General features: G+C 49.2%; 29 protein-coding genes. 4 read left to right on the forward strand and 25 right to left on the reverse strand.

Translation table 11 applies throughout. The annotated features are described in order from the left end of the window. The first annotated feature begins 2 nt into the window (after positions 1-2). From KH703_RS06460 to KH703_RS06470, 3 genes are read left to right on the forward strand one after another with little or no spacing between them, the layout of a single operon-like run. Positions 3-587: an ABC transporter substrate-binding protein gene (locus tag KH703_RS06460; RefSeq protein ID WP_304295079.1), complete on the forward strand. Its 585-nt coding sequence runs from the start codon at positions 3-5 to the stop codon at positions 585-587. Positions 588-611: 24 nt separating this feature from the next. Further along, positions 612-3,461 (forward strand): MMPL family transporter, encoded by a 2,850-nt coding sequence (locus KH703_RS06465; RefSeq protein ID WP_304295081.1) that lies wholly within the window; start codon positions 612-614, stop codon positions 3,459-3,461. A gap of 46 nt (positions 3,462-3,507) precedes the next feature. After that, the gene (locus KH703_RS06470) at positions 3,508-3,861 is read left to right on the forward strand and encodes a hypothetical protein (RefSeq protein ID WP_304295082.1); all 354 of its coding nucleotides are present in this window, start codon (positions 3,508-3,510) and stop codon (positions 3,859-3,861) included. A 157-nt stretch (positions 3,862-4,018) separates the two neighbouring features. On the opposite strand, the gene trxB is transcribed toward KH703_RS06470, so the two are convergent. From trxB to mqnP, 18 genes are all read right to left on the reverse strand, one after another. Beyond that, complete coding sequence (gene trxB, locus KH703_RS06475) at positions 4,019-4,963, reverse strand: thioredoxin-disulfide reductase (protein ID WP_304295084.1); 945 nt, start codon at positions 4,961-4,963, stop codon at positions 4,019-4,021. A 108-nt stretch (positions 4,964-5,071) separates the two neighbouring features. Further along, on the reverse strand, positions 5,072-5,386 hold the full coding sequence (gene trxA / locus KH703_RS06480) for a thioredoxin (RefSeq protein WP_005869718.1): 315 nt from the start codon (positions 5,384-5,386) through the stop codon (positions 5,072-5,074). Positions 5,387-5,456: 70 nt separating this feature from the next. Further along, the gene (locus KH703_RS06485) at positions 5,457-5,795 is read right to left on the reverse strand and encodes a YraN family protein (RefSeq protein WP_304295086.1); all 339 of its coding nucleotides are present in this window, start codon (positions 5,793-5,795) and stop codon (positions 5,457-5,459) included. Position 5,796: 1 nt separating this feature from the next. Beyond that, complete coding sequence (locus KH703_RS06490; protein WP_304295088.1) at positions 5,797-7,065, reverse strand: homoserine dehydrogenase; 1,269 nt, start codon at positions 7,063-7,065, stop codon at positions 5,797-5,799. After that, the gene (locus tag KH703_RS06495) at positions 7,065-8,270 is read right to left on the reverse strand and encodes an LL-diaminopimelate aminotransferase (protein WP_298977865.1); all 1,206 of its coding nucleotides are present in this window, start codon (positions 8,268-8,270) and stop codon (positions 7,065-7,067) included. The genes KH703_RS06490 and KH703_RS06495 overlap by 1 nt, the downstream gene beginning before the upstream one ends. 504 nt (positions 8,271-8,774) lie before the next feature. Continuing rightward, positions 8,775-9,794, reverse strand: coding sequence for a RodZ family helix-turn-helix domain-containing protein (locus KH703_RS06500; protein WP_304295091.1), 1,020 nt, complete (start codon positions 9,792-9,794; stop codon positions 8,775-8,777). Beyond that, a complete protein-coding gene (gene rlmB / locus KH703_RS06505; protein WP_304295093.1) occupies positions 9,766-10,467 on the reverse strand; it encodes a 23S rRNA (guanosine(2251)-2'-O)-methyltransferase RlmB in 702 nt (233 codons plus the stop codon). The genes KH703_RS06500 and rlmB overlap by 29 nt, the downstream gene beginning before the upstream one ends. A gap of 35 nt (positions 10,468-10,502) precedes the next feature. Next, on the reverse strand, positions 10,503-11,318 hold the full coding sequence (rsmI, locus tag KH703_RS06510; RefSeq protein WP_304295095.1) for a 16S rRNA (cytidine(1402)-2'-O)-methyltransferase: 816 nt from the start codon (positions 11,316-11,318) through the stop codon (positions 10,503-10,505). After that, positions 11,319-11,519, reverse strand: a complete 201-nt coding sequence (gene rpmE / locus KH703_RS06515) for a 50S ribosomal protein L31 (RefSeq protein ID WP_005869728.1) — start codon at positions 11,517-11,519, stop codon at positions 11,319-11,321. It lies immediately after the preceding gene. Between the two features lie 336 nt (positions 11,520-11,855). After that, complete coding sequence (locus KH703_RS06520; RefSeq protein ID WP_304295147.1) at positions 11,856-12,512, reverse strand: 16S rRNA (uracil(1498)-N(3))-methyltransferase; 657 nt, start codon at positions 12,510-12,512, stop codon at positions 11,856-11,858. After that, positions 12,512-12,994, reverse strand: a complete 483-nt coding sequence (locus tag KH703_RS06525; protein ID WP_304295097.1) for a hypothetical protein — start codon at positions 12,992-12,994, stop codon at positions 12,512-12,514. The genes KH703_RS06520 and KH703_RS06525 overlap by 1 nt, the downstream gene beginning before the upstream one ends. Further along, positions 12,994-13,362, reverse strand: a complete 369-nt coding sequence (locus KH703_RS06530; protein WP_304295098.1) for a hypothetical protein — start codon at positions 13,360-13,362, stop codon at positions 12,994-12,996. The genes KH703_RS06525 and KH703_RS06530 overlap by 1 nt, the downstream gene beginning before the upstream one ends. A gap of 9 nt (positions 13,363-13,371) precedes the next feature. After that, positions 13,372-13,593 (reverse strand): hypothetical protein, encoded by a 222-nt coding sequence (locus KH703_RS06535; RefSeq protein ID WP_304295100.1) that lies wholly within the window; start codon positions 13,591-13,593, stop codon positions 13,372-13,374. Then, entirely contained in the window at positions 13,593-14,174 is a 582-nt protein-coding gene (locus tag KH703_RS06540) for a 6-carboxytetrahydropterin synthase (RefSeq protein WP_304295102.1), read from the reverse strand. The genes KH703_RS06535 and KH703_RS06540 overlap by 1 nt, the downstream gene beginning before the upstream one ends. After that, on the reverse strand, positions 14,171-15,112 hold the full coding sequence (locus tag KH703_RS06545; RefSeq protein WP_304295104.1) for a 7-carboxy-7-deazaguanine synthase QueE: 942 nt from the start codon (positions 15,110-15,112) through the stop codon (positions 14,171-14,173). Before KH703_RS06545 ends, KH703_RS06540 begins: the two co-directional genes overlap by 4 nt. Then, the gene (gene moaA, locus KH703_RS06550; RefSeq protein WP_304295106.1) at positions 15,109-16,074 is read right to left on the reverse strand and encodes a GTP 3',8-cyclase MoaA; all 966 of its coding nucleotides are present in this window, start codon (positions 16,072-16,074) and stop codon (positions 15,109-15,111) included. Before moaA ends, KH703_RS06545 begins: the two co-directional genes overlap by 4 nt. Before the next feature lie 80 nt (positions 16,075-16,154). Further along, complete coding sequence (locus KH703_RS06555; RefSeq protein WP_005869739.1) at positions 16,155-16,514, reverse strand: hypothetical protein; 360 nt, start codon at positions 16,512-16,514, stop codon at positions 16,155-16,157. A 9-nt stretch (positions 16,515-16,523) separates the two neighbouring features. Further along, positions 16,524-17,393 (reverse strand): menaquinone biosynthesis prenyltransferase MqnP, encoded by an 870-nt coding sequence (mqnP, locus tag KH703_RS06560; protein ID WP_304295109.1) that lies wholly within the window; start codon positions 17,391-17,393, stop codon positions 16,524-16,526. 96 nt (positions 17,394-17,489) lie between these two features. Here mqnP and miaA point away from each other — a divergent pair, with 96 nt between their 5' ends. Continuing rightward, positions 17,490-18,395: a tRNA (adenosine(37)-N6)-dimethylallyltransferase MiaA gene (miaA, locus tag KH703_RS06565; protein WP_304295111.1), complete on the forward strand. Its 906-nt coding sequence runs from the start codon at positions 17,490-17,492 to the stop codon at positions 18,393-18,395. 147 nt (positions 18,396-18,542) lie between these two features. Here the strand turns inward: miaA and KH703_RS06570 are convergent, their stop codons facing one another. The 7 genes from KH703_RS06570 to nuoI are packed head-to-tail and all read right to left on the reverse strand — an operon-like array spanning position 18,543 to position 26,321. Next, complete coding sequence (locus KH703_RS06570; protein ID WP_304295113.1) at positions 18,543-19,148, reverse strand: hypothetical protein; 606 nt, start codon at positions 19,146-19,148, stop codon at positions 18,543-18,545. 54 nt (positions 19,149-19,202) lie between these two features. Next, positions 19,203-20,966 carry an NADH-quinone oxidoreductase subunit N gene (locus tag KH703_RS06575; RefSeq protein ID WP_304295115.1) on the reverse strand — a complete coding sequence of 588 codons (1,764 nt, stop codon included), beginning with the start codon at positions 20,964-20,966 and terminating at the stop codon, positions 19,203-19,205. After that, a complete protein-coding gene (locus tag KH703_RS06580) occupies positions 20,956-22,485 on the reverse strand; it encodes an NADH-quinone oxidoreductase subunit M (RefSeq protein ID WP_304295116.1) in 1,530 nt (509 codons plus the stop codon). The genes KH703_RS06575 and KH703_RS06580 overlap by 11 nt, the downstream gene beginning before the upstream one ends. 7 nt (positions 22,486-22,492) lie before the next feature. Next, positions 22,493-24,340 (reverse strand): NADH-quinone oxidoreductase subunit L, encoded by a 1,848-nt coding sequence (nuoL, locus tag KH703_RS06585; RefSeq protein ID WP_304295118.1) that lies wholly within the window; start codon positions 24,338-24,340, stop codon positions 22,493-22,495. Then, a complete protein-coding gene (gene nuoK, locus KH703_RS06590; protein ID WP_005869753.1) occupies positions 24,333-24,656 on the reverse strand; it encodes an NADH-quinone oxidoreductase subunit NuoK in 324 nt (107 codons plus the stop codon). Before nuoK ends, nuoL begins: the two co-directional genes overlap by 8 nt. A gap of 1 nt (position 24,657) precedes the next feature. Continuing rightward, entirely contained in the window at positions 24,658-25,185 is a 528-nt protein-coding gene (locus KH703_RS06595) for an NADH-quinone oxidoreductase subunit J (RefSeq protein ID WP_304295121.1), read from the reverse strand. Then, on the reverse strand, positions 25,182-26,321 hold the full coding sequence (nuoI, locus tag KH703_RS10065; protein WP_369692728.1) for an NADH-quinone oxidoreductase subunit NuoI: 1,140 nt from the start codon (positions 26,319-26,321) through the stop codon (positions 25,182-25,184). Before nuoI ends, KH703_RS06595 begins: the two co-directional genes overlap by 4 nt. Positions 26,322-26,330: the final 9 nt, after the last annotated feature.

Raw genomic sequence — 26,330 nt, forward strand, 5'->3', positions numbered from 1 at the left:
CAATGAAAATTTTAAAAGTTCTAGCGCTTTGCGGAGCGCTTTTGATTTCGGCGCACGCTATTAGCGATGCGGATATCGAGTCGGTGATGAGCCAGAAGGTCGCCGAGGCCGTAAATATTATGCGAAGCAGTACACCGAAAGACGCAAAGCCTGCGAAAATTTTTGCACTTTTTGACGGCTATTTTGATTATAAAATGATGGCGAAGCTATCCCTTGCCAAGCATTACGCGAGTCTTAGCCCCGCGCAGATCGCGGAATTTAATAAGGCCTTCGAGGCGCATCTAAAGCGCTCCTTTATCGAAAAACTTTCGCTTTATACCGATCAGGATATGAAAGTGCTAAGCAAACAAAGCCCGAGCGATAAGCGCCGCGTGCTAAAAACGCAGGTCATCGGCGAGCAGAAAAACTACGACATAGATTTTAAATTTTATCCTAACGGCGCTGATTGGCGTATCTACGACGTCGATATCGTGGGCGTCAGCTTAATTCAGACCTACCGCTCGCAGCTAGGCGACGTAACGCAAAGCTTGGGCTTTGACGAGCTTATAAAGCGGCTAAATTCCACTGTCATCAATAGCGGCGAATAGCGGCGCACTCAAAAAGAGCGGTATTTGAAAAAAATTTTTCGCTTAATCGTCGCGTTTCCAAAAATCACGCTCGCGCTGTTTACGGTGCTGGCGCTGTTTTTCGGATATTACTCCACAAAGCTAGAGATCGACGCTTCGAGCCAGACGCTTCTACTAGATAATGACAAAGACCTTCAAATTTGGCGCGAAGTATCCAAACGCTACGAAACGCCAAATTTCTTGGTGCTTGCATACACTCCCGCGGGCGATCTTTTAGCGCCCGAGACGATCCGCAAGATAGCGCAGATGGACGCAGCTTTTTCCAAGCTGGATTTCGTCGCTAGCGTCACGGACATCACGAATGTGCCGCTTTTGCTAAACAAAGGTGGCGGCATGAGCGAGCTGCTTAAACACATACCCACCCTTACCGACGCGGACGTAAATTTAACCGCGGCTAGGCGCGAGTTTGCCACGAGCCCCTTTTACGCGTCAAATTTAGTAAGCGCAGATCTTCGCACTACCGCAATTTTAATAAATTTAAAGCCGCAGACCCGCTACGAGGAGCTTTTGCGCCTAAGAGACGGAGCTAAAAGCGCTCTAGAGCAAGCGGAGCACGAGGGCAACCGCTCGGGGGCTCAAATTTCACAGCTTAAAGACGCGCTTAAAGTTGCGGAGCAAAATTTTAAATCCTACCGCGACGAACTACGCGAAAAGGATCACCGCGACATTGTGGCTTTGCGCGCGCTGATCGCGGGCTTTGAGAAGGAATTTACGGGCGACCGATTGTTTCTAGGCGGATTAAATATGATCGCAGACGATATGGTGGGCTACGTCCGCTCGGATCTGGCGACCTACGGACTCGGCGCCTTGGTGCTTCTGCTGGCTTGCTTTTGGCTCTTTTTTAGACAGGCGAAATTTATCCTGCTGCCGCTTATCATCTGCGCGTATTCGGTCGTGCTCGCAGCGGGGCTTTTCGGCTTTTTAGACTTTGAAATTACCGTCATCAGCTCAAATTTTATCGCGCTTCAGCTCATCATCACGGTTTCGGTCTGTATCCACCTAATCGTCGCATACCGCGAATTTAGCGCGCGCTTTCACGCATTTTCGCAACGCCAGCTCGTTTACGCAGTGCTTCGCGAGCGCGCGATGCCCTGCTTTTTCGCAATCTTTACGACCGTTATCGGCTTTATGTCGCTAATTTTTTGCGATATAAAACCCGTAATTTCTCTGGGAATTATGATGAGTGTAGGCATCAGTATCTCGCTAGTTACGGCGTTTGGAGTATTCGGCGCGGTTATGTCGCTGCTAAAGCGTACGCACAATAATCGCAGCTTCGAGCAGCACTTTAAATTTACGCTTTGGTGCGCCGAAACGGCGCTACGCAGCAGAGGCGCGGTCTATGGCGTATGCGCTGCGGCGGTGATCTTTGGGCTGTACGGTATCTCGCAGCTGCGCGTCGAAAACAGCTTCATCGGCTACTTCAAAAAAAGCACCGACATCCGCGCAGGCATGGAGGTCATCGATACAAATCTCGGCGGAACAATCCCGCTTGATATCGTCGTTAAATTTAAAAGTGCAGGCGGCGCAGATACTGCTAGCGGGAGTGAAAATTCCGCAAGCGGTAGCGCAAATTTTAAGAGCGGCGAAAATTCCAATCCTGCGGGGCAAAATTTTGCTGCAAATTCTACTCAGCAAAATTCTACTCAGCAAAATTCTATCGCGCATAATTCCGCTACTAAGAATTCTACCGCCACAGCGCAAAATTCTATTGCAGGAAATTCCATACCTCAAAGTTCCGTTGCCGCGGCGCAAAATTTAAATGATCAAAATTTTATCGCGCAAAGCTCCGTCGCGGCAGCACAGCCAAGCGGCGCCGTAAATTTAGATCAAACCCATGCCGCAAATTTAGAGCAAAATTCCACTGCGAGCGACGATTTTGGCGATTTCGAAGCCGAATACGCCGCCAACGAAAACAAGCCGCAATATTGGTTCACCTCCGAAAAGATGCGTATCATCAGCAAAATAGATGATTTTTTGAAAGACAAAAACGTCACGGGGCACGAGTTTATCGGCGACGTAAGCTCGCTCGCATCGCTTTTGAAGCTCGGCAAGCAGATTAATCAAGGGCGCGATCTGGATGATCTAAGCCTTGCTCTAATCTACTCTGAAATGCCGGCAAACTACCGTGAATTGGTGCTTTCGCCCTTTGTAAACATCGAAGCGAACGAGGCGCACTTTAGCGTCCGCACGATAGATAGCGATCCGCGCTTACGCAGAGCGAAATTCCTAAAAGATCTGCAAAACGAGCTAAATTCTTTGCTCGAAGGCGAGCAGGCAAGCGCACAGATCAGCGGTATAATGGTGCTTTATAACAATATGCTTCAAAGCCTGATGAGCTCGCAGATAGACACCCTGGGTATCACCGTGCTCGTGCTTTTCGTGCTTTTCGTGATCATCTTTCGCTCGTTTTCATACGCTCTTATCGCGATCGTCGTAAATTTAATCCCGCTTTGCGCCTGCTTCGGCATCATGGGCGTTGCGGGCATTCCGCTGGATATCATGAGTATCACGATAGCGGCGATTAGCATCGGTATCGGCGTGGACGATGTCATCCACTATATCTATCGCTACAAGCGCGAGTTTGCGCGCCTTGGCGACGAGGCTGCGGCTATCCGCGCAAGCCACGCAAGTATCGGATACGCGATGTATTATACGTCGTTTGCGATCATTTTGGGCTTTAGCGTGATGATGATGAGCAATTTCTGGCCTACGATCTACTTTGGGATGTTAATATGTCTGGTGATGAGCCTACTGCTTTTGGGCGCGCTCATAATCCTGCCGTCGCTAATAATGAGCCGAAAGGGTTTGAAATTTAGCCTCTTTAAAGCTAAATAAATTTTATCTCGCTATAATTCCCGCATTTGGAGAGGATGGCGACCTGGTGGCGTCTGCGGACTTCAAATCCGATAGGAGGGCGGTTGACCGTTTTCCGGGGGGTTCGATTCCCTCCCTCTCTCGCCGAATTCTTTTAAAAATTCCATCTTTAAATTTTATCTTTCACGCTTTTAACCACGTGCTTCACGAATTTATCTCAAATTTCGGCTCGATAGCAAGCTTTGGGCATAAAAAAGAAGGTGGATCATCAAAGCTTGCTATCGAGCTAAATTTTATCGTAAATGAGGGTAAAAGCGTAAGTCTGTCTGATAAATTTAAACTTATCACGAACGGTAAAGAAGATCCCGTAAATAAAATGAAGTCAAAAGATGTCATAGCAGGCTTCTACGAAAGGCAATAAGCGCCTCATCTCGCGGCTAAATTTTATGAAATTTTAAAATTTAGCCGCTTTTTTTATAATAAAATTTCATCCAAAATTTCAGGTGTGATTTTAAATTTAAAACGCGGCGGAAGCAGTTTCGCTCGCCGCGCCGTGAAATTTTACGCCGAATACAAGCTTATTTGTCGTGTCCTTGCAGATACGCAATCGCGCTAAGTGCGGCAACCGCGCCGTCGCCTGCCGCGCAAACGACCTGTTTAGGCGCATCCTGTCTCATATCGCCCGCCGCAAATAGTCCGTGTACGCTTGTTTGCATCTTTAAATTTACCGCGACCTGCCCGCCCGGCGTGATGTCGCAGATGAACTTGCAGCTTTCGTCTTTTAGCACCTCGTTTCGTACGTCAAGCCCCACGAATACGAAGACCCCGGGTAGTTGCAGCTCACGCGCGGCGGCGCTAATTTTATCCTTGACGACTATGCCCGTTACCCCGCTTGCATCGCCTTTGATCTGCTCTACGAGCGCGTTTGTGATGAGCTCGATATTCTCACTTTCACGCACCTTTTGCACGGTCGAAGGCGCAGCACGAAATTCGTCGCGACGATGGATCAGATAGACTTTAGAGCAAATTTTAGCTAGATACAGAGCCTCCTCTAGCGCCGTGTCGCCGCCGCCGAGGACGGCAACCTCTTTGCCCTTATAAAAAAACCCGTCGCAGGTCGCGCAGGTGCTAACGCCGCGACCGAAGAACTCATCCTCGCCCTCGATCCCCGCGCGGCGCGGAGTAGAGCCCGTAGCGACGATAACGGCGCGTGCGCGACGCGTTTGATCGCCCTCGAGATAGATCGTAAAATTTCCGTCGCCGTCTTTTGAGACGCGTAGCACGCGCACCATCTCATGCTTCAGCCCGAAGCGGAAGCACTGCTCCTGCCAAGGCGCCATAAAGCTCATCCCATCAGTCACCGCAGCAACGCCGGGATAGTTTTCCATCTCGGAGCTTGAGGTAATCTGCCCGCCGGGCATCCCCATCTCAAACATCACGACGTCCTTTAAACCGCCTCTTGTAGCATAAAGCCCCGCCGCTAGCCCCGCAGGACCGCCGCCGATAATTGCTAAATCTAACATTTTTTCTCCTTAATTATTTTATTAAGTAAAGTCGCGAGCGTTAAATTTACGAATTTAATTAATAAAACGATGAGTGGGAGAAAAAAGGGCGAAGCCGCCCTTTGAAATTTACAGAAGCGAGTTTAGCTTGTCGGCTATGATCTGCTTGGATTGCGCGCCGATGAGCTGAGCTTTTAGCTCGCCGTCTTTGAAAAATAGTATCGTTGGGATCGAGCGAACGCCGAACTGTACCGCAAGATCCTGCGCTTCGTCGGTATTTACTTTGCAAATTTTAGCCTTGCCGTCGTAATCGTTCGCAAGCTCCTCGATGATCGGGGCGATCATACGGCACGGTCCGCACCAAGGCGCCCAAAAATCGACTAACGCGACACCCTCTTTAGTAACATCGAAATTCTCCGAAGTAAGCTCTATATACTTTCCCATAATGTTCTCCTTGTGTTAAAATTCTGCGGATTATAGTTCATTATCTTAAATAAATAATAAAAATTCTAATTTAAAAAGATATGTTGGCGATAAATTTTATCTGCTTTGGATAAACTTCCACGACGTCGATCTGCCACGGCTCGTCCGTATCGCAGCTCATCAGATAAAATTCCGCCGCCTTTAAAATTTTAGCCATCTTAGCGCCCGTCACACGCTCTACGGCGTCGTAATCGCCGCTCGTGGCCTTCACCTCGACGAAGTGCAAAATCCCGTCTTTACGCGCGACAATATCAATCTCGCCAAAGCGACAGCGGAAATTTCGCTTTAAAATTTCAAATCCTTCGCCGCGTAAAAATTCCGCAGCACGGTCCTCGCAAGCAAAGCCGAAAATGTATTCTTTTAAGCCCAAGCTAACTTTCTATCCTGATCATAAAAGGCTTTTGCGTGATGAAATTTTCGCCGCTAATTACGCTTATTGCGCGCTTTATGTCCTTCTCGCAACACGTATGCGTCGTGAAAAACAGCGTCACTTCCTCGTCCGTTTTGAGCTTAGGCTTTTGCAAAAAGCTGTCGATCGAAAGATCGTTTAAGCTCATAATATTCGTAAGCTTCGCCAGCACGCCCTTCTCGTCGCGCACGCGCAGTCTGAAATAATACTTCGTGCGGATCTGCTCGCTCGGCAAAATTTGCATAAAATTTTCGCTCGGCAAAATTTTATATCCAAGCATCGGGTTTTTGTTATCGCGCGCGATGTCGATGAGATCGCTTATAACAGCGCTTGCCGTAGCGCTACCGCCAGCGCCTGGTCCGTAATACATACTCTCGCCGACGCAGTCTCCGTAGATGCTCACGCCGTTCATCACGCCGTCTACTTTTGAGAGCATTTGATCCTTCGAAATGAGCGCAGGATGGACGCGCAGCTCGACTTTGTTGTCGCACGCGCGCTTGGCTACCGCAAGCAGCTTGATTATGAAATCAAATTCGCGCGCAAAATAGATGTCCTCCTGCGTGATCTCCTCTATTCCCTCTATTAGGATATCTTCCGGATCGCCGTGCACGCCGTATGCGATGCTAGCTAAGATCAAAAGCTTATGCGCCGCGTCGAACCCGCCGATATCAAAGCTAGGATCGGCTTCGGCGTAACCGAGTTCTTGAGCTCGCTTTAGCGCGTCCTCAAATTTCTCGTTTTTTTGCATCATATTCGTAAGGATAAAGTTGCTCGTGCCGTTTACGATGCCGATTATTTTTTCGATACGATTGGCGCTTAGCCCCTCGCGTAGGGTTTTGATGATCGGAATTCCGCCCGCCACGCTCGCTTCAAAGCCAAAAGGCGTATCGCCCGCCAAAGCCTGGAGCTTGTAGCGATGATAAGCCAGAAGCGCCTTATTTGCGGTAACGACCGCCTTTTTACGCTTTAAAATTTCGCTTACGATCTCGTAGGGCTTTTCTACCCCGCCCATAAGCTCTACAAAAACGTCGATGTCGTCGCGCTCAATGATACTCCCAGCGTCGTTGCTAAGCGGAATTTTCACGTCACGTTTTTTGCTCGTATCGCGCACGAGCCCGATTACGGGCTCTATGCTAACGCCCGCGCGCGCAAGGATGATATCTTTGTTTTTGATCAAAATGTTTGCAACTTCGCTACCTACGGTGCCGACGCCTAAAATCGCTACCTTCATCAGATCTCTTTCAAATATTTTTTTATATTTCTAGCGGCCTGGCGGATCCTGTTTTCGTTTTCGATAAAAGCGATCCGCACATAATCGTCTCCCGCCGCACCAAAGCCCACGCCTGGGCTTACGGCGACGCGCGCCTTGGTAAGAAGCTGTTTGGAAAACTCCATACTCCTTAGATGAGCCGCCGCGGGCGGTAATTTCGCCCATGCAAACATCGATGCGCTAGGTTTTGCGATCTGCCAACCCGCATCCGCAAAAGTATCGATCAAAAAATTTCTACGCTTCTCATAGCTCGCGCGGATCTGCTCTACGCACTCCTGCGGTCCATCCAGTGCGATCGTAGCGGCTACTTGGATCGGCGTAAACATGCCGTAATCAAACCACGACTTGATCTTTTTAAGCGCGGCTACGAGCTTTTTGTTGCCGCTAACAAAACCCACGCGCCAGCCCGCCATATTGTAGGTTTTAGAGAGCGTGTATGCCTCGACGGCGACGTCTTTTGCACCCTGAACCTCAAAGATCGACGGCGTTTTATAACCCTCAAAAGCGATCTCCGCGTAAGCGATGTCGCTGATGATATAAAACCGCTCCTGCCGCGCCATCGCCACGAGCCGCTCGTAGAAGCTCTTTTGCACGACGACCGTGGTGGGGTTGTGCGGGAAATTTACGACGACGTATTTTGGGCGCGGAATGCTCTCGTCGAAGGTTTTTTGCAGATCGATGAAAAATTTATTCTCATTAAAATTTAAATTCTCATCATAGGCAAGCGGGATTTTAACGACGTTGCCGCCCGCGATGATGAAAGCTTGAGTATGTATCGGATACGCGGGATCAGGCACCACCGCGACATCGCCAGGATTTACGATCGCGCTAGTTAGATGCACGAAGCCCTCTTTAGAGCCCATCACGGCGACGATCTCGCTTTCAGGGTCCAAGATCACGCCGTATTTGCGCTTATACCAATTCGCGCAGGCAAGTCGCAGCTTGTAGATGCCCTGGCTTACGGAGTAGCCGTGCGTCTTGTCCTTTTGCGCGCTTTCGCAAAGCTTGTCTATTATATGCTGCGGCGTCCTGCCGTCGGGATTGCCCATCGAAAAATCGATTATATCCTCGCCGGCTCTGCGTGCAGCCATTTTTATGGCGTTAACCTCGGCAAAAACGTAATTTGGCAAACGCTCGATTTTTGAAAAACGGATTTCGTCAAACATCTCAAACCTCTTATTTTAAAGTAATTTTCAAGCCATATTTAAAATTTCGCGCCTTAAACGCAGCGATCTGCTCATGCTGCACGGAGGCAGAATTTCAAGCCCTAGCAGCGATGCGGCGGCGCTTTTATATCACTAAGACGTTTAAAACCCTTGCCTCGCTAAAATTTTAAAACCGCGGAGGCGCAGAGGCGTGTTGATCGTTTAAATTTATCGCGTAGCGACTACTTTGCGGCGACATTTAAATTTACATCCGATCGAAACGACCGAGACCTCCGTTTTGCAGGGCACCATGGACGGCGCCTCTTAAATTTAGTGCGCTACTGCAAGCGCCCGCACCGCTAAATTTTATCTACGCCGTTTAAAATTTTATCCAAGGCAGCGCGATTCAAACTTTTTAAATTTACAGCCGTGAGTTTAAATTTAAACCGAGCGCGCAGCAAGCCGAAATTTACCCTCGATGGCGGCGAAGTCCTACGAGCGAAAAACCGCGCGAGAGCGAGGATTTTACCACTTTTTGCCCTTGTTTAGGCGCAGAAACTCATCGGCTGAAATTTTAGTAATATTGCCATCTTTGACGTGAAATTTTTGAGTGTTTCTTTCGCTGAAAGTTACGTTGCCATCGGCTTTGCCGAGCTCAAACATCCCATGACCGGTAGAGATTAGCAGTTCCTCATCTCCTTGCGAAGCGACGACGTAAGGGGTATTTATGACCATCTCACGCTTCTTGCCGCTTTTTAGATCGATGATGCCGATCCACATCTTACCGCGCGGGCTAAGCACAATATCTTTGCTGGGTGCCGGTTTGCTTTGCGTGGCGTTTTCGTCGGTAAAATTTTCCTCAGTCTTAATGCTCGCGCGCTCGATCCTGATAGAACGGTCCAGCGCATTGAGCGAGCTTAAATTTTCATCCGCAGCAGCGGCTGCATTGGCATCTGACTTTAATGCGAATTTTTCATCTGTAGCGTTGTGTGAAACGACGTCGATACCGATGTTTTCAAGCTTTTTTTGAGTGTTATTTACGATTGGAGCGTCCGAGTAGGTGGTTTTGTTTTGCTCCCATAAAAGCGAGCCAAAAAATTCGCCGAAGCTTTTATAAAGTCCGAAATAAAAGATCGCGCCTATAATTAACACCATCACAAGCAGCCACAAAAGCCAACCGCCGCCGCTTTTGTTAGGGCTGACCCTTTGACCATAAACCTGCTCGACTTTGGCTTTTTTAACAGGCGCAAAGCTGGCTTTGGCGCTCTCAAACTCGCTAAGCCAGTCCGATAGATCCAGCCCGAACTCGCGCTCTAAAATTTTAATGTAACCTCTAACGTTAAAATTTGCAAGTTTTTCGAAGTCTTTATTGATGATGTATTCTAAATTTTGCGCGTCGATGCGCGTCGTACGCGCTATCTCGATCAGATCCATAGATTTTAATTTATCTAGATCGCTGCTTTTTGGTTGCTGCGTTTGCTCCGGCTTCTCGGTTTGTTCCGCCTGCTCGTCCGTATTATTTAACTTCTCTTCTATTTCTTCCATTTAAAATTCCATCACATAGTATCGCAAATGCCGCGCTTACGTTAAGCGAATCCCAGCCTTCGCGCATCTTTATAGATACCGCGCAGTCGCATTTTTTAAGCGCTCTAGCAGGTATCCCCTCTTCTTCGTTCCCCATTACTAGTGCGTTTTTCGCGCCGAGCTCTAACTCCTTAAAGCTCGTCCCGCCCGCACTCGCGGCGTAAATTTCAAAGCCGCTTTGTTTAAGCTCGTTTATCACGCTAAGCCCGTCTGCGGCCTTAACGACGTTTAGCTCGTACGCCGCGCCCGAGCTTGCGCGCACTACGCCCGCCATATTTAGATTATTTGCGACGACGATCACGCTGTCCGCGCCCAAAGCATAGGCGCTGCGCATTATCGCGCCGATGTTTCCGACATCGGTAAGCCCATAAAGGATCGGCACGAATTTATCGTCTTTGACGCTAGCTAGATCGCCGAAGCTAAACTCCTCCACCTCGGCTAAAAAGCCTTGATGGTTGCCGCCGCGAGCAAGGGCTTGAGCTTTTTTCGCATCGGCGCGCTCGATCTTTACGCCGGTTGCGGCGATCTTTTTAAAAATTTCTTTCTCGCACTCCTTTGCAAGGATGATGCGGATAAATTTCTGCGGATGCCGGTTCAAAAGGTGCAAAAACAGCTGCTTGCCGTAAATAATCATTTTGGGATTTTAGCGAAAAACGGTTAAAATATGACTTAGCGTATCAAATTTTTATATATTTCTTTGGCGGGTTCGCCGCTGATTTTTGAGAGTAGTTTTGCTTTTATTTTCGGCGCGATCTCAAGCGAGAGAATATCTTCCTGAGTGATTTTTTCAAAGCTTTTCTCGCCTGCGCCGTCAATCACGACGCACCACTCGCCGTTTAAATTTGCACCGTTTAGGTTGAGTAAGACCTCTGCGGCGCTACCGAAAAATTTGGTTTCAAATTTTTTCGTGGCTTCCTTAATCGCAAAAATTTTGCGCTGCGCGTCGATCCCCGCGATCTGCTCTATTAGCTTTACCACGCGCTTGGGAGATTCGTAAAGCACGCACGGATAGGGGCTTTGCATCAAATTTAGGATCTGAGCTTTGCGCTGCGCGCCGTCATTATTTAAAAAGCCTAAAAAGCTAAATTCTTTCTCCACAAGCCCGCTTGCGGCGGCTGCGAGTAGCAGAGCGTTTGCGCCGCTAAGCACCTCGTAAGGCACGCCGCTTCGTTGCGCAAATTTTACGAGCGCAATTCCCGGATCGCTGATGCAGGGCATGCCCGCATCGCTTATGTATGCGCAAGCTTTTTCGCGCAAAAGCGCCGCATCAAAACCCGCGAAAAACTCCGCTTCATTGTGCGTGTGCAGAGAGTAAAACTGTGAAATTTTAAATGAAATTTGAAATTTATCGGATAATAAGTTTAGAAGTTTTTTTGAAACCCTCGTATCCTCGCAAATTAGGATTTCGCAGCTTTGCAATACCTCAAGCGCGCGGCTCGAGATATCGCTTAGATTTCCTATCGGCGTAGGAATGAGATATAGCAACTATTTCATTCCGTATTTTTGCTTAAATTTCTCGACGCGGCCCGCGCTATCTACGATCTTCTCGCTGCCCGTGAAAAACGGATGGCAGTTGGAGCAGATATCGACGCGGATCTCGGCCTTGTTCGAGCGCGTTTTAAAAGTGTTGCCGCAAGCGCAAGTAACGGTCGTTTCGACAAAGTTTGGATGGATATCTTTTTTCATTTTTGATCCTTTTTGATGATTTTAAAAGGCAGTGATTATACAACTTTTTTATCTAAAAAGCAAATTTAAAGGGTTTTTAAAAATCCCCCGGCGAAGCAGCATTTTTTTTCAAGCATGCTTTTTGAACGCGAAATTTTAAAATTTAGCCCGCTTTGCGAGTAAAATTTATTTCACCGCGGCGTGCTGCGGCGTGCAAAATACAGCGCATAAAGATACGCCACGGCAAATACGCGCCGCGCGTCAAGCCGCCGATAAACATAGCGGATCGTGCAGAGCAAATTTTAAATTCCAAAATTTAAAGCGCGCGACTTTTAAATTTTAAAATTTGCCGAGCGCTTAAAACATCAGCTTCGCGCAAGTTGCGATCAGCGCGGTATTTGAGCGCAAAATATAAGGGCTATTAAGCACATAAGCGTTTTTAAATTTCTCCCTTTCGCGCGGCGAAAACCCGCCCTCCGGGCCGATGAAGGCGATCTCATCACCGCCGAAAATGTCGATGTTCTTGCCGCCAAAATCGATCAGGCTTACGTTTTCATACCTTTGCGCGAGCTCGTCCGAGCCGCCCAAAACCTCGATCTGCATGATGGAATTTCGCCCGCATTGCTGCGACGAGTTGATCAAAATCCGCTCCATCCTCTGCAGATCGAGCCGCACGTTTTTCTGCGACAGATCGGCATAGACCAAAACAAGCCGCCCGACGCCCATCTCGTTTAGCGCAGGCAGGCTCTTTTCGATCACGGCGCTCTCGACGACCGCCCAAGCGACGCAAAAATCGTGCGGCGGCGTAAAAACCGAGCTTTTAAAAACTAAATTCAGAGCCGCGCCTTTGCGCGAAATTTCGGCAATCTCATATAGATAACTCGCCCCGTCCTCAAGATTGCGCACGTCTATGCGCTCGCCCGCCCTTGCTCGCCTGGCCTTTAGGTGCAAAAACTGATCATTTTGCAAAATCAGGCTCTGTTCGCCTGCAAGCTTATCGTAAAAATATACCATCAAATAACACTCGCTATCAAAATTATCGCTAAGCTTAGCCCCAAAATCACCCGCATTTTGCGCTGATACGGCGCAAAGTTTTGGCTCAGATACGCGATTTTTAACCGCTTGTACGACGCCGCGCTAAGTATGATCATCGCTAACGCTGCGGTCGCCATAAAGTAAATTTTAAAGCTCAGATCAAAGTGCAGCACCGGCAGCATCACGCTTCCGCTGATTATCAGCACCGCGATGCACGAATAATAGATCGGCAAAAACAGCCTGATGCGCCTAAGAAATCTAAGTCCCGATCTGCTCTTTTGCTTTAAATTTTTGGCTTGCGGCGCGGAGGCGACGGAATTTAAAGCCTTGCCGCGAGGACGAAATTCTGCCGCCACGTCTATTTTAAGCTGGGTAAAAATCAGATAAATTATCGTTAAAATCGCCGCAGCTAGCGCAAAAAACTTATGAAAACCCAGGGCGCTTTGATACAGATAATCCATCACTTCCGCCGAGGGGTTAAATTTGCAGTATAAAATTTTGCGCGGCTAGAGCCGAAACGATCAAATTCCAACGCAAATTTTTTCGGCGCGAGATAAAACGGATCGGCTCCGCGCCTTTGAAATTTTAAAAACCCTTCAAAGCAGCTGCGGATATTTGTTGCGTCAAAATTTACCGCGCGCGCTCTCAACCCTGGTTTCGCGCCGTATATCTCGCGCCAAGAATGAAATTTTGCAGATAAAGCTTTATAAAATTTAAAATTTTTCTGCGCAGATCGCACGGGTAAGAAGAACGCTAAAATCGCGCCTACGCGCCGCATACGAACCACGCAAATTTTAAAAATTTTCAAATTTAGACGCGGATTTTTCAACGCTCCGCCTTATTCCGTCACCGGAAGCGGCGGCATATCGGCATTTATATCGACTTTGGGCTCGCTAGGCGCGATAGGCACGTCCTTCGGCACCTCGCTATCCACAGGCGGCTTTTGCAAGGCGTCCTTTTTCTCATCGTCGCAACCGCCCAAAGCAAGCGCGCAGACAAAGATAGCGCATGTGGCAAAAACGCGCACAAATCCCGCGCCAAATTTAAAGAAATTTCTCATCAGCAATCCTTTGGATAGATGATTTTTTCGCCGCGCAGTAGCTTTTGCCAAAGCTCCGGCTGCCTCCACTCCTCGCGCACGGCCGGCGAGAATTCTATCTCTTCCAGCGAGATCTCGCCCATCTGCGCGTTGTAGGCGTCCTCGCGGAAGCACTGTGCGTAGCCGGTGGCCGTTTCGTGCACGATGACGCTGTGAAGCTTTACTTCGCGCTCGCCGTTTTGCATCTGAGTCAGGCTCAAAAGTCGGTCCACAAGGACGAAAAAAATTCTACAAAACTGCTCCGCACTCGGATTTAGCGGTATCTGTACCCAGCGCGCGCTGTGTTTTTTAAGATCCGCGATATAGCTCGCATCATCGCGCGCATAAATCGTCGTGGCGTGATCGAAACTATCGATAAGCTCGCGGATACCGAGCTTCATGTAGCCGAAGTCATAAACCATCCCCGCTTCATCTAAAAAATTTGAGCTAAGCAAAATTTCGCATCTGTAGGAGTGGCCGTGGATGCTCGTGCGGCACCGCTTCGAGCCGCACAGGCGCACGATGTGAGCGTTTTCGAATTCGTATAATTTCCTGATTATCATACCCCGTCCTTCTCGCCCCAAATTCTAATATGTAGGCGATCGGAGTAATTATAGCCGTTTTTTAGGCAAAAATCCACGCAAAATTGCGCGCCGCTTTCCAGCTCGTGACGATCTGCGCCGCGCGGCATACAATAAACCTCGCTCTCGCACGCCGCTAAAATTTCGGCAATTTCGGGCTGCGCGTCAAATTCCGGCGAGATGACGAACTTGTAAAAGCTATCCTTTGCGTTTTGCCTTAAGCTTCGCAGCGCGGCGAAGTTTAACCTGCGTTCGCGAGGCTCGGCGGAGTTTGAAAGTTTAGGCGAGACCGCAAAGACGCAGCTTTTGTAGGCGGGAAATTTTTCAAAATCCACGAAAATCGTGCCGTTGGTTTCGAAGTGCACTGCGTGTCCGCGCGCGAGCAGCTCGCAGACGAACTCGTAAAATAGCGCCTCTTTGTGATGCAACATCGGCTCGCCGCCGGTGATAACGACGATCGGCTTTTGATGAAGCTTAGCGCTCTGCGGCAAGACGGAGCTTTGCGGATTTAAATTTAAAGAATTTTCGCTCGTTAAATTTAAAGATTTTTCTGCGCTACCGTTTGGACGGAGAAGTGTTTGCGCGGCGGCGGAATTTAAGGTATCGCTTTCGGAAAAAGTTTCGGCAGTGCAAAACCCCGGCGTAGAGCACACGAGTGCGGAACAGGATGAATCGGATAAATTTGGAATTTTATTCAAAAGCTGCGCTAAATTTAAAATTTCTTCGTGCTCGAAGTGGCTCGCAAACACCGCGCGGATCGTATCGCAGCCGCGCAAGATCTCGCCGGTCTTTGGCGAAACGCGCTCGCCGCCAAAGCCCTCGCAGCGCAGATTACAGCCCGCAAAGCGAAAGAAAAACGCGAGCCTGCCCGCAAATTTGCCCTCGCCTTGGATACTTAAAAAGCTCTCTACGAGCCTCATCCGCCCGTCTCGTAAAATGCGCGACTTGAAATTTCATTCGAAGCGTCCGTTTGCCAGCGATTTTTTTCGGGTTTATTCGCTAAAATTTTAGCCAAAATTTCGGCGGCTGCGGCGATGTCGCCCTCTTTCACCGCCTTTTTGATACTTAGCGCGTCCTCGAAGTAAAGACAAGGGATCAAAAGCCCCTCTGCGCTTAGTCTGATGCGGTTGCAACTCTCGCAAAAATCGTGCTTGTGCGGATCGATGATGCCGAAGGTGTAGCCGTCCCCGAGAGCGTAAAGCGACGCGGGCGAGCTCTGCGATTTCGGCAGAGCGGTAAAGATAAATTTACGCCTTAAAATATCTAAAATTTCACTCGATTTTAAGCCTGTAAGATCGCCGGCATGGGTGTTTTCCATAAATTCTATAAAGCGGATCTGGCAATCCTTTTCGCGGGCAAATTCCAGCAAATAAATAAGCTCGTCGTCGTTGATCCCTTTTAGCGCGACGGTGTTTAGCTTGACCTTTAGCCCCGCTTCAAGTGCGGCGTCAAGGCCCTCCAGGACGTTATAAAGCACGCCGCGCTGAGCTATAAATTTAGCCCGCTCCGGTCGCAGCGAGTCAAGCGACATATTGATGCGCTTCAGCCCCGCGTCTTTCAAGGCGCGCGCGTAGTTTTTGAGATAATACCCGTTGGTGGTAAGCGCAAGATCGATACCCGGAGCGTAATCCGCGATCATCTTTATAAAATCCTCGATCCCCCTTCGCACCAGCGGTTCGCCTCCGGTGATACGGATCTTTTTTACGCCGCCGTCGATCGCAACTTTGACGAATAAAAACATCTCCTCAAAGCTTAAAATATTCTCTCGCGGCACCCAATTAAACGGCGTACTCGGCATGCAATATCTGCATCTGAAATTACACCGCTGCGTAACTGAAATGCGCAAATAATCGATCGTTCGTCCAAATTTATCAATTAGCATATTTTGCCTTAATATCAATTTGCGGCGATTATATAAAAAACAAAGCGATTTTGCAAAATTTTATTTTTATATTGCTCCGGCTATTTTCTTACCGAGCCGATGAGCTCTTTAAGCTGATCCAAAAGCGGTCTGATCTGCTTTTCTACCCGCTCGTCGATCATCGTAGGCACTACGTCTAGTCTTTGTTCTATCGTCTCGTCGATCACGTCGGCAATCGCGTTTATATCGATATTGGGAGCGACTTTACCGCCCGAATCGATCATCTCTTTTAGCTCCTCGACCTTCTTTTTAAGCAGATAGTTTTCCTGCATAGCATCGGTCAGAACTTGATCAAATCGCTCGAATTTTTTGTCGGCTTGCTTATCCTTAAAATATATGACGAAAAACATCAAAAATATAACGACGCAAAGTCCTAAAATGATGATAGTGTTAAGATCCATAGGGGTTCCTTAAAATAAATTTACAAAAATAAAAGCGAAAAACGCAATGCCTAAGTAGCCATTCAGCGTAAAAAAGGCGCGATCGATCTTACTAAAATCACTACGTACGATCTTATGCTCGAAGTACAAAATCGTCGCGCATGCAGCCACGCCAAGATAGGCAAAAAAACCTAAATTTGCCGCCGCGCAAAATAGCAGCCAAAAAAGCACCGCCACGGCATGAAAAATTTTAGAGATAAACATCGACGCTTCCTTACCGTAAAGCGCAGGGATGCTGTAAAGCCCCGCCGTGCGGTCAAATTCCATATCTTGAAGCGAATACAGCACGTCAAAGCCGCCTACCCAAAATACTACTCCGAGACATAGCAGCACCGACCATAGCGGAATTCCGCCGCTAACGGCGATCGCCCCCGCAATCGGCGCAAGCCCCAGGCAAAAGCCGAGCATCAAATGCGCGGTCTCGCTAAAGCGCTTAAAATACGAATACCCGCCCAATGCCGCTAAAATCGGCATCGAAAGCTTAAACGCCAAAGGATTTATAAGCGCCGAAACCGCTACGAAAACTACCGCGTTTGCAATGATGAAAAGCAGTAAATTCCCGCGCCCGATCCGTCCGTCCACGCTAGGGCGCGAAGCGCAACGCGGATTGGCGCGGTCAATATCCTCGTCCAAGTAGCGATTTAACGCCATCGCGAAGCTTCTCGCGCTTACCGCGCATAAAATCCCTAAAAAAAGCAACTTCCAGCCGAACCACACCGAGCCGCTTTGCAGCTTGCTCGCGGTAATCATCGCCGTAAAAATAAACGGCAGCGCGAAAACCGAGTGTTTAAAAACTATTAATTCATTGATGTCGGATAAAATTTCTTTAAATTTAGCCATTTTGCCCCTTATTTTGGGCACCATTGTATCAAAAAAAAGTAAGAATAGCTCTAAATTTGATATAATTTGAACGAAAAATTTACGAAAGGAAACGCCTTGAGCCAAAATCAAAACTCGCACGCAAGCCCGCAGATCGCGATCATCGGCACCACAGCAAGCGGCAAAAGCGATCTTGCGCTAAGCATCGCGCGCGAGATCGGCGCCGTGATTTTGAGCCTCGATTCGCTCTGCATTTACCGGCAGATCGACATCGCAAGCGCTAAGCCAAGCGAGAAGGAGCTGCGCGAGATCAGGCACTTCGGCGTAAATTTAATCTATCCAAACGAGTACTTCAGCGTCGGCGAGTTTATCAAAGAATACGCCGACGCGCGGGCTTTTGCAGGGTGTAGCGGCGCGCCTTTGATAATCACGGGCGGCAGCGGGTTTTATCTTAAAGCGATGCTAAGCGGGCTGGCGCCGAAGGTTCCCGATTTTAAAAGCGAAATTTCAAACGATGAAATTTACGCCCTAGTGCAGCGGATCGATCCGGAATTTGCCGCAAAATTTAGCGCGTCGGACAGCTTTCGTTTAAAAAAATGGCTCAGTATCTATAAATTTTGCGGCGAGGCGCCGAGTAAATTTCTGCGCGAAAAAACCGCCCCGCCCGTCATTTCGGATATTAAAATTTTTGAGATCGACGCGCCCAAGCAGTGGCTTACGCAGCGCATCGAAGCGCGCACGAAAGCGATGTTTGAGCACGGGCTTTTAGAGGAGGCGGAGTTTTTATTCGCCCGCTATGGCGCGGAGTGTAGGGCGCTAGGCTGCATCGGACTAAAGGAGTGCGGACAGCTTTTGCGCGGGCAGATCTCGCGGGCGCAGTGCGAGCAGCTCGTAAGCCTGCACACGGTACAGCTTGCAAAGCGCCAGCGCACCTTCAACCGCTCGCAGTTCGCGGATAAAATTTCGGCGCCGCCGCAAGAGCTGGAGCGTGAAATTTTAAAGCTCCTTCGCCGCAAGATTTGAAATCGAAATTTATCAAAATTTGCGCGCTTGCTAGAAAAAAGTGAGACAAGGAAGTAAAATTTAGATTTAAATTTACCGCGCCGGTCGTATCTTTAAAATTTTGCGGGTCGCGCCAAGGTCTCGTGCGGCGCGAAGCTCAGGTTAAATTTAATCGCCTTCGCAAATATCAAAGCTAAATTTATCGTTATCAAGCCTATCAAAATTTTGATTTTCCGCGCTTGCATTGCGCTTGAAAATAAAGGCGTAACCGTATTTCTCGAGGTGCTGCGAGCTGTTTTTTTTTAGCCCAACGACGCAAAGCTCGTAAGTGCCGCTTTGCAAGCCGAGCTTGAGCGTGGAATTAAATTTTCGTATCTTGCCCGCAGCGCCGCTTTGGCACTCATAGCCTAGCTCAAGTTCGCCGCTTTTTAGCTCATCGAAACGATACTGCAAAGCATCGAAGCTCGCTAGGATCGCGGAGTCGCTTTGCGGGGCGAAATACAGCCTATCGCGCTTGAAAGCTACTTCGTAGCCCGCAGGCGGCGCAAACTCCTCGTCCATGCAAACGAAGATCTCATAGCTGCGCACCGTAAGCGGATAGAAGGGCAAAGCTTTAGCGCCCTTTACGGCATCATAAAACAGCTGCTTGTGCGCGTTCCAGTAGCTTAGAAGCTTTTTTGTTCTGCATTTTCGCTCCTTCAAAAACTCACTCAAATCGCGCACATCAAGCAGCGCAAAACCGTAGCCGTCAGCACTTAGCTCGCCCAAAAACATATCTCTCCTTGTTGGCAAAGCGCGATAGGTTCAGCTCGCGCTTAAAATTTAAGCTCAATACCCGCTTAAAAAGACGAAATTATTTACCGCGCCGGTTAGGAATTTCACTAAAAACGGCGCCAGCACGCACGCCACGCTAGCTAGCACGACGGCAAATTTTATCTGCACCGAGACCACGCTCAGCGAGCCGTCAAGCTCCGCGTCCCCCCGCGGCTCGTGCAAAAACATACGCACGATGAGGCGCAGGTAGTAATACAGCGCGAGCGCGCTATTTACCGCCATGATGACGGCGAGGGCGAAGTAGCCCGAATTGACCGCGGCGCTTAGCAGATACATCTTGCCCCAAAACACGCTGAACGGCGGAATGCCTGCAAGCGATAGCATAAAGATCGCCGCGCATAGCGCAAAAAGCGGATGGGTGCGGATCAGTCCGTCAAATTTCTCAAACGGATGCTCGAAGCGAACCGTGAACTTGGAGCTTTGCTCGCAAGTTTCAGTGCCGAAAAGGGTTGCTTCCGCGCCGGGCTCGCTCGCTTTAAAATTTTGCTCGTTTTCTTTGGAATTTTGCTCGCTTGCCTTAAAGCTCCGCTCGCCGCAAGCTAAATTTTGTCCGTTCGCGCTCAAATTTAACTCGCCGGCAGAGCTCGGCTCGTGATTTTGCGAAAAAGAAAGCTTTGCGTTTGAGATAAAATTCTCCTTCTCCTCGCCGTTTGCATTTAAATTTAAAGCGGGGCTTCGGGTTTTAAATTTTAAATTTAACGAGCGCGCGCGCCTTTGCCGTACGCACCAGATGAAGGCAAACGCCCCGAGATTCGCCACGGCGTATAGGATCCAGTAGGTGAAAAGCGCCGCATTTGCCTGCGTAGAGCCGATCACGATCGCGCAGAGTACGAAGCCCGCGTGCGAAACGGAGCTAAAAGCAAGCATCCGCTTGACGTCGCGCTGCACGAGCGCCATAAGATTTGCTAAGCTCATCGTAGCCACCGCTACGGCGTAGAGCACGATGTTTAGCCACTGCATGCCGATACTTCCCAGCGCTTCAAACAGCCTGATCGCTACGACAAAGCCCGCGATCTTCGGTACGACGGACATAAAGCCCGCCATGGCAGAGCTCGCGCCCTCGTAAACGTCGGGCGTCCAGGTGTGAAACGGGATCAGCGAGAGCTTAAATCCTATCGAGACGATCATAAATGAGCAGGCGGCGAAAAGCAGGACGCTGGTTTGTAAATTTGAACTCTTAGCGATCTGCGCGATATTTGAAATTTCCATAGAGCCGGTCGATAGAAAAAACATCGCCGCGCCGAATGCGAAAAACCCGGATCCCAGCGCGCCCATTATGAAGTATTTTAGCGCCGCTTCGATTGATCTGGCGCGGTTGTGAAGAGCGATTAGCGTATAAAGCGCTAGCGAGCCCGTCTCAAGCCCCACGAGGATCATCATTAAGCTTTCGCTCGCGACCATAAACTCATACCCCACGAGCACGAATAAAAACAGCACGAAAAATTCCGCAGTATGGTACTCGTGCGCGCTTCTTGCACCCAAAGACAGAAAGATGAAAAATATCGAACCTGCGAGCATGATAAGCATCGATAGAGTCGCGATTCCGTCCACCAGCATCACGTCGAAAAGCCCGCGTATGCCGCTGTTGTAACCAAAAACGAGCCCGAAGCCAAGAGCTAGTGCTAGTATCGTAATGACGGCGTAAAATTTATACGATAGCGTGCGCGCAAAAAGCGAAACCGCGAGCATCAGCAGGGCAAATCCTCCGAGTATCGCCATAGGCGCGATCGAGGCTAAATTTAAAAGATTATTTTGCATCGCTTCTTACCTTAAAATTTGCTTTTTCCATATAGGCGCGAGTCGCGGTTTGCGAGGCTTTATTAAACATCAACTCAAGGCTTTGCGTCACGCTAGGTTCGATACTCTTTAGCATCAAATTCGGCGCTACGCCAAGTACCACTACCAGCACGCAGATCGGGATGATAGAGCAAAGCTCGGTTCTATTTAGATCGCTTAGCTTTTTATTCTCCTCATGCACGAGCGCGCCGAAGAAGGTATTTTTATAAAGGTTCATCGAATAGATCGCGCCCATTATGATGCCAAGTCCGCCCAAGAGCGCGTAGCTAAAGCTAATCTTAAAAATTCCTACAAGGCTTAAAAATTCTCCCACGAAGCCGATCGTAAGCGGAAGACCTATCGAGCCTAGCAGCACGACGCAAAAACAAAACGCATAAAGTGGCATCACCCGCGCAAGCCCGCCGAACTCGCTAAAAAGCTTCGTATGCCTGCGGTCGTATAAAAAGCCTACTAGCATAAAAAGCCCGCCGCTTACGATACCATGGCTGATCATCAAAAATACCGCGCCGCTCATTCCTTCGCGGCTCATTGAAAAAATTCCTAGCATTATGACGCCCATATGCGCGATCGAGCTATACGCGATTACCTGTTTGATGTCTTTCTGCGCAAAGGCGATGAAGCTCGCGTAGATGATCATAATGATCGCTACGGCACACATCATCCCGCTAAAATAGACGCTCGCATCCGGAAACAGCGGCAGCGAAAATCGCACGAAGCCGTAGGTGCCCATCTTAAGAAGCACCGCGGCAAGCAGAACCGAGCCTATCGTAGGAGCTTGCCCGTGCGCGTACGGCAGCCAGGTATGAAAAGGAAAGCAAGGCGTCTTGATCGCAAAGGCGAGCGAAAATGCCAAAAATAGAGGAATTTGCGTGCTAAGCGGCAGCGATAGGCTCTGCCAGTCTAGGATATTAAAGCTGTACTCGCCCGTAGCCTCGTGATAGAAATAGCTCATCGCCATGAGTCCTACGAGCAGAAACATCGAGCCTAGGAAGGTGTAGATGAAAAATTTTACCGCGGCGTAAATTCTCTTGCCGCTGCCCCATGCGCCGATGATATAGAGCATCGGAATGAGCGAAAGCTCCCAAAATATGTAAAACAAAATCGCATCCAGCGCCACGAAAACGCCCACCATCGTCATCTCTAAAAATAGAATGCAGATGATTAAATTTTTGGCGCGCTCTTTGATACTTAGGCTAAGTAGCGCTAAAAATGTAACCAGCGTGCTTAGGATCACTAAAAACAGCGAAATTCCATCCACACCGATAAAGTAGTTGATGCCGTATTCGCTTATGAAAGGGTGCAGCACGCTAAAAGCGATGCCGTCCACCGGCTCGTAGAGTATCCACAAAACGAGCGAAAGCACGAACTCTATAAAGCTCATCGTAACGGCGTAGGTCTTAATGCTCGCTTCGTCGATCAAAAAGCCCAAAATCGCAGCTACCGCCGGGAAAAATATAACCAAACTTAAAAAGTATTCCATGCCCACCTCACAGCGCAAACGCCAAAATCAGCAAAATGAAAGATCCCAAAACCATCCACCTTAAATTTGCGCTCAAATCTCCGCTATTGCTTACGCGATCCGCTCCTTCGCCGCTTTTTACCGCCATGCGAGCGATCAGATCGACGCTGGCGTCTATGATCGCGCAGTCACATTTAGCGCAGATCTCGCTAAGCCTTTCGTATCCGCGCACGATCACGCGCTCGTAAATTTGCGGGATAAAATACTGCGCGATCAAAATTTTATAAAATTTGCAGTTCTTTAAATTTTGGCTAAATTTGCCCTTGCCGTATGTCCAAATCGTGCCGATCGCCACCGCGCTTATCATCGCTAGCGTTAGGGCGATCAAAATTACCTCCACGCCGTGCGGGATCGAAGCTTTAAAGCCCGGCAGTATGCTAAGCACGAACTCCGCAAAATCGTGCTCGAAAAAGCCCGCGATCACCGCAGGCACGGCTAATACGCCCATCGCGATAAGGACAAAGCCTTTCGCCTCGTGCGGATGGTGGGTAAATTTTTGCTTGCCGAAAAACACGAGCATTATCAGACGCACGCTGTAAAACGTCGTCATCGCAGCGCCCGTAAACAGCAGCGCCCAGATAAAATACGCGTCCGCGCTCCACGCCGCTTCCAAAATTTTATCTTTTGAAAAAAAGCCCGCGAACGGATAAAATCCGCAAAGCGCAAGCGAGCCTATGCACATTAAAATCGCCGTAGGCCGCATAAACTTATATAATCCGCCCATATTTTGGATATTTAGATCGTCTTTCATCGCGTGCATTACGTTGCCCGCGCCCAAAAATAGAAGCGCCTTGAAAAACGCGTGCGTCGCCAGATGAAATAGCGCGATCCAATACGCCCCGAGCCCCGCGGCTACGAACATATAGCCAAGCTGCGAAAGCGTGGAGTAAGCGATGATCTTTTTAAGATCGTTATGAACCAGCGCCATCGACGCCGCAAAGACCGCCACGAAAGCGCCCAAGCAGACGATAAAGCCGCTTACTTCGGGCGCGAGCGCGAAAATCGCGTTTGCGCGGATCACCAGATAAACGCCCGCCGTAACCATCGTCGCTGCGTGAATAAGCGCAGATACGGGCGTCGGACCCGCCATCGCGTCGGCAAGCCAAGTATGGAACGGAAACTGCGCGCTTTTGCCCATCGCGCCGATAAATAAAAGCGCGGCGATCAGAGTTAAAATTTCAGGCTCCAAGCCCGCTGCGTTCGCAAACACCACTTCGTACCGCAACGAGCCGAAATTTAAATAGATCAAAAAAATTCCAAGCAGCATCCCAAGATCTGCGATGCGGTTCATTATGAAAGCCTCGTTGGCGCACCAGCTGTAACCCTCCCTATCATACCAAAAGCCGATCAGCAGCCACGAGCAGAGTCCGACCCCCTCCCAGCCGATGAAAAGTCCTAAAAAATTATCGCTCGTTACCAAAACCAGCATCGAAAATACGAAAAGCCCCAGGAAGCTGAAAAATTTAGCAAATCCCGCATCCTCCCACATATAATAGATCGAATACACGTGCACGACGCTGGAAACGATGCCTACGACCACCATCATCACCGCACTTACGCTATCTATGAGAAAGCTAAATTTTGCGTCCAAAAATCCCGTGCTTATGAAATCGGCTAAGCTTACGCTGATTAGGCGGTTGTCAGAGACGAGCTCCATCAAAGCAAGCGACGCGATAGTGCTTAAAATCACCAGCGCCGAGCAGATTACGCCAATAAACATCTTGTCTTTGGCGCGAATGAAAACGCCTGCGAAGATCGCCGAGGCAAGCGGTGCGAAAAGGGCGATTAAAAGCCACACAAAAACGGTATCAAGCATCCGGTCCATCCTTAGAAGGATTTTTAAAATTTACGAAGCTGTCAAGTTCGATGCTGCCCGTCTTCTTATACCACAAGATGAGTAGCCCAAGCCCCACGGCCATCTCGCTCGCAGCAATCGCGACAATGAAAAGCGCAAAAATTTCGCCGTTTATATTGTCGTAAAATTTCGCCACGGCGACGAGGGCTAAATTTGCGGCGTTTAATAAAATTTCGCTCGAAAAAAAGAGCATGATCAAATTTCTTCGCTTCATCATACCCGCAAGCCCGAGCCCAAACATCATCGCAGCGACGATCAGATAGTGATTTAGACCCATTTTACCCCTCGCTCTCTTCGTATGTCAAGCTCGCATCCATCTGCTTATGCGCAAGCACGATAGCGCAGATCATCGCCACGAGTAGCATCACGGCGGCAAGCTCAAAAATCGCCAGGTATTTCGTAAAGATAATCATCCCAAGCGCCTCTGTATCGTCGGTGTTTAAAATTTTAAGCGTTTCCACGTTGTTTGCAACTACCGCGCCAAGCACAATAATCACGAGCAAAAATACGATCACGCCGCTAAGCGCGAAAAATAGCCTTGCCCCCTTTTTCGGCTCGCTTACGTTTTTATCCGCGCCTAAAAACATCAGCGCGAAGCCGTAAAGCACGATCACGGCGCCCGTGTAAACTATGATCTGCGCCACGCCTAAAAACTCCGCATCCAGCAAGAAGAAAAATCCGCTCATAAAAACCATGCCGCCGGCAAGCGCGCTAAGGGCGTAAAGAACGTTTTTACTAAAAACGCTGATACCGAAAAGCGCCAGGCAAACCGCGCTGAAAAAATAAAATGCAAGCGTTTGTATCATTGCTCCTCCCCCTGCGCTGAGGAATCCGGCGCGGAGCTTTGCGTGAAATTCTCAGCGTCCGCGGCGGAATTCTTTTTGGAATTTGCCTTAGATTTTTTACCTCGCGCGGCGGAACTCCCCGAGTCTTGCATGGCGGAATTTTCTTTGGAATTTTCCCCAGAATCGTCGTTCGTAGCAAGACCGCCCGTGGAATTCTCGACGTGCGGCGCAATCGAATTATCTTTAAAATTTTTACTTTGAGTGGCGGAATCTTCGGCGCTTTGAGAGACGGGATTTTCTTTGAAATTCCGCGCCGAATCAAGCGTAGAATTTTTAGCGACAGCGGAATTTTCTTTAAAATTTTCGACGTCTGCGGCGGAGCTTTCCTTTAAGCTTGCCCGCCCGACATCTTGCCGCTCGGCTAAAATTTCGCTGCTTAAGCTCGCGCCCTTTGAAAATAGAATTTTATCGCTAGCGGCACCCTCTTTTTTGGAGCTTTCCGCGGCGCTGCTTTTTAAATTTGAATCCGCGCTCTTTAAGCTTGGCTCGTCGCTTGCGGCGTCGCTTTTTATATAGGCGTTCGGCGTCATCTTGATCCGCGCGCCCGCGTTTTCATCCAGACTGCCGTAGCCCGCAAACTCCTGCGCCGCGCCGTTTAAACATAAATTTTCGCCGCGAATCAAAAGATCCTCTTTAAAGCCGTAGTATGCCCGCTGTTCGCTCGCAAGCTCGTACTCGCAGCCGTGCACGATAGCGATCTCGGGGCAGACGTCCGCGCAAAGCCCGCAATAGACGCAGCGCCCTAAATTTATCGAGTAGTTATCTACCTTTTTGCGGCCGTCGGCGCCGAGGCTGGTCTCCATCGCGATGCAGTTCGCCACGCAGATCTTCTCGCACAAGCCGCATCCGATGCAGCGCTCGCTGCCGCTTTCGAGCAGGCGCATTAGCTTATGCACGCCGCGGTATCTAGGCGGCATAACAAATTTTTCCATAGGATACCGAAGCGTGTGCGAGCCGCCGCGCTTAAACATATTTTTTAGCACCACCCACAGCCCCACGAAAAGCTCGCCGTTAAAGGTGCGGGCTAGGAATCTGCGAAGCTTATCGCCGCCAGATTTAATAGGGGCTCGTTTGTCGATCTGGACATATCTTGCCATCGCACCCCT

Origin of the sequence: Campylobacter gracilis, from assembly GCF_018374135.1 — a bacterium.
Lineage (GTDB): Bacteria > Campylobacterota > Campylobacteria > Campylobacterales > Campylobacteraceae > Campylobacter_B > Campylobacter_B gracilis_A.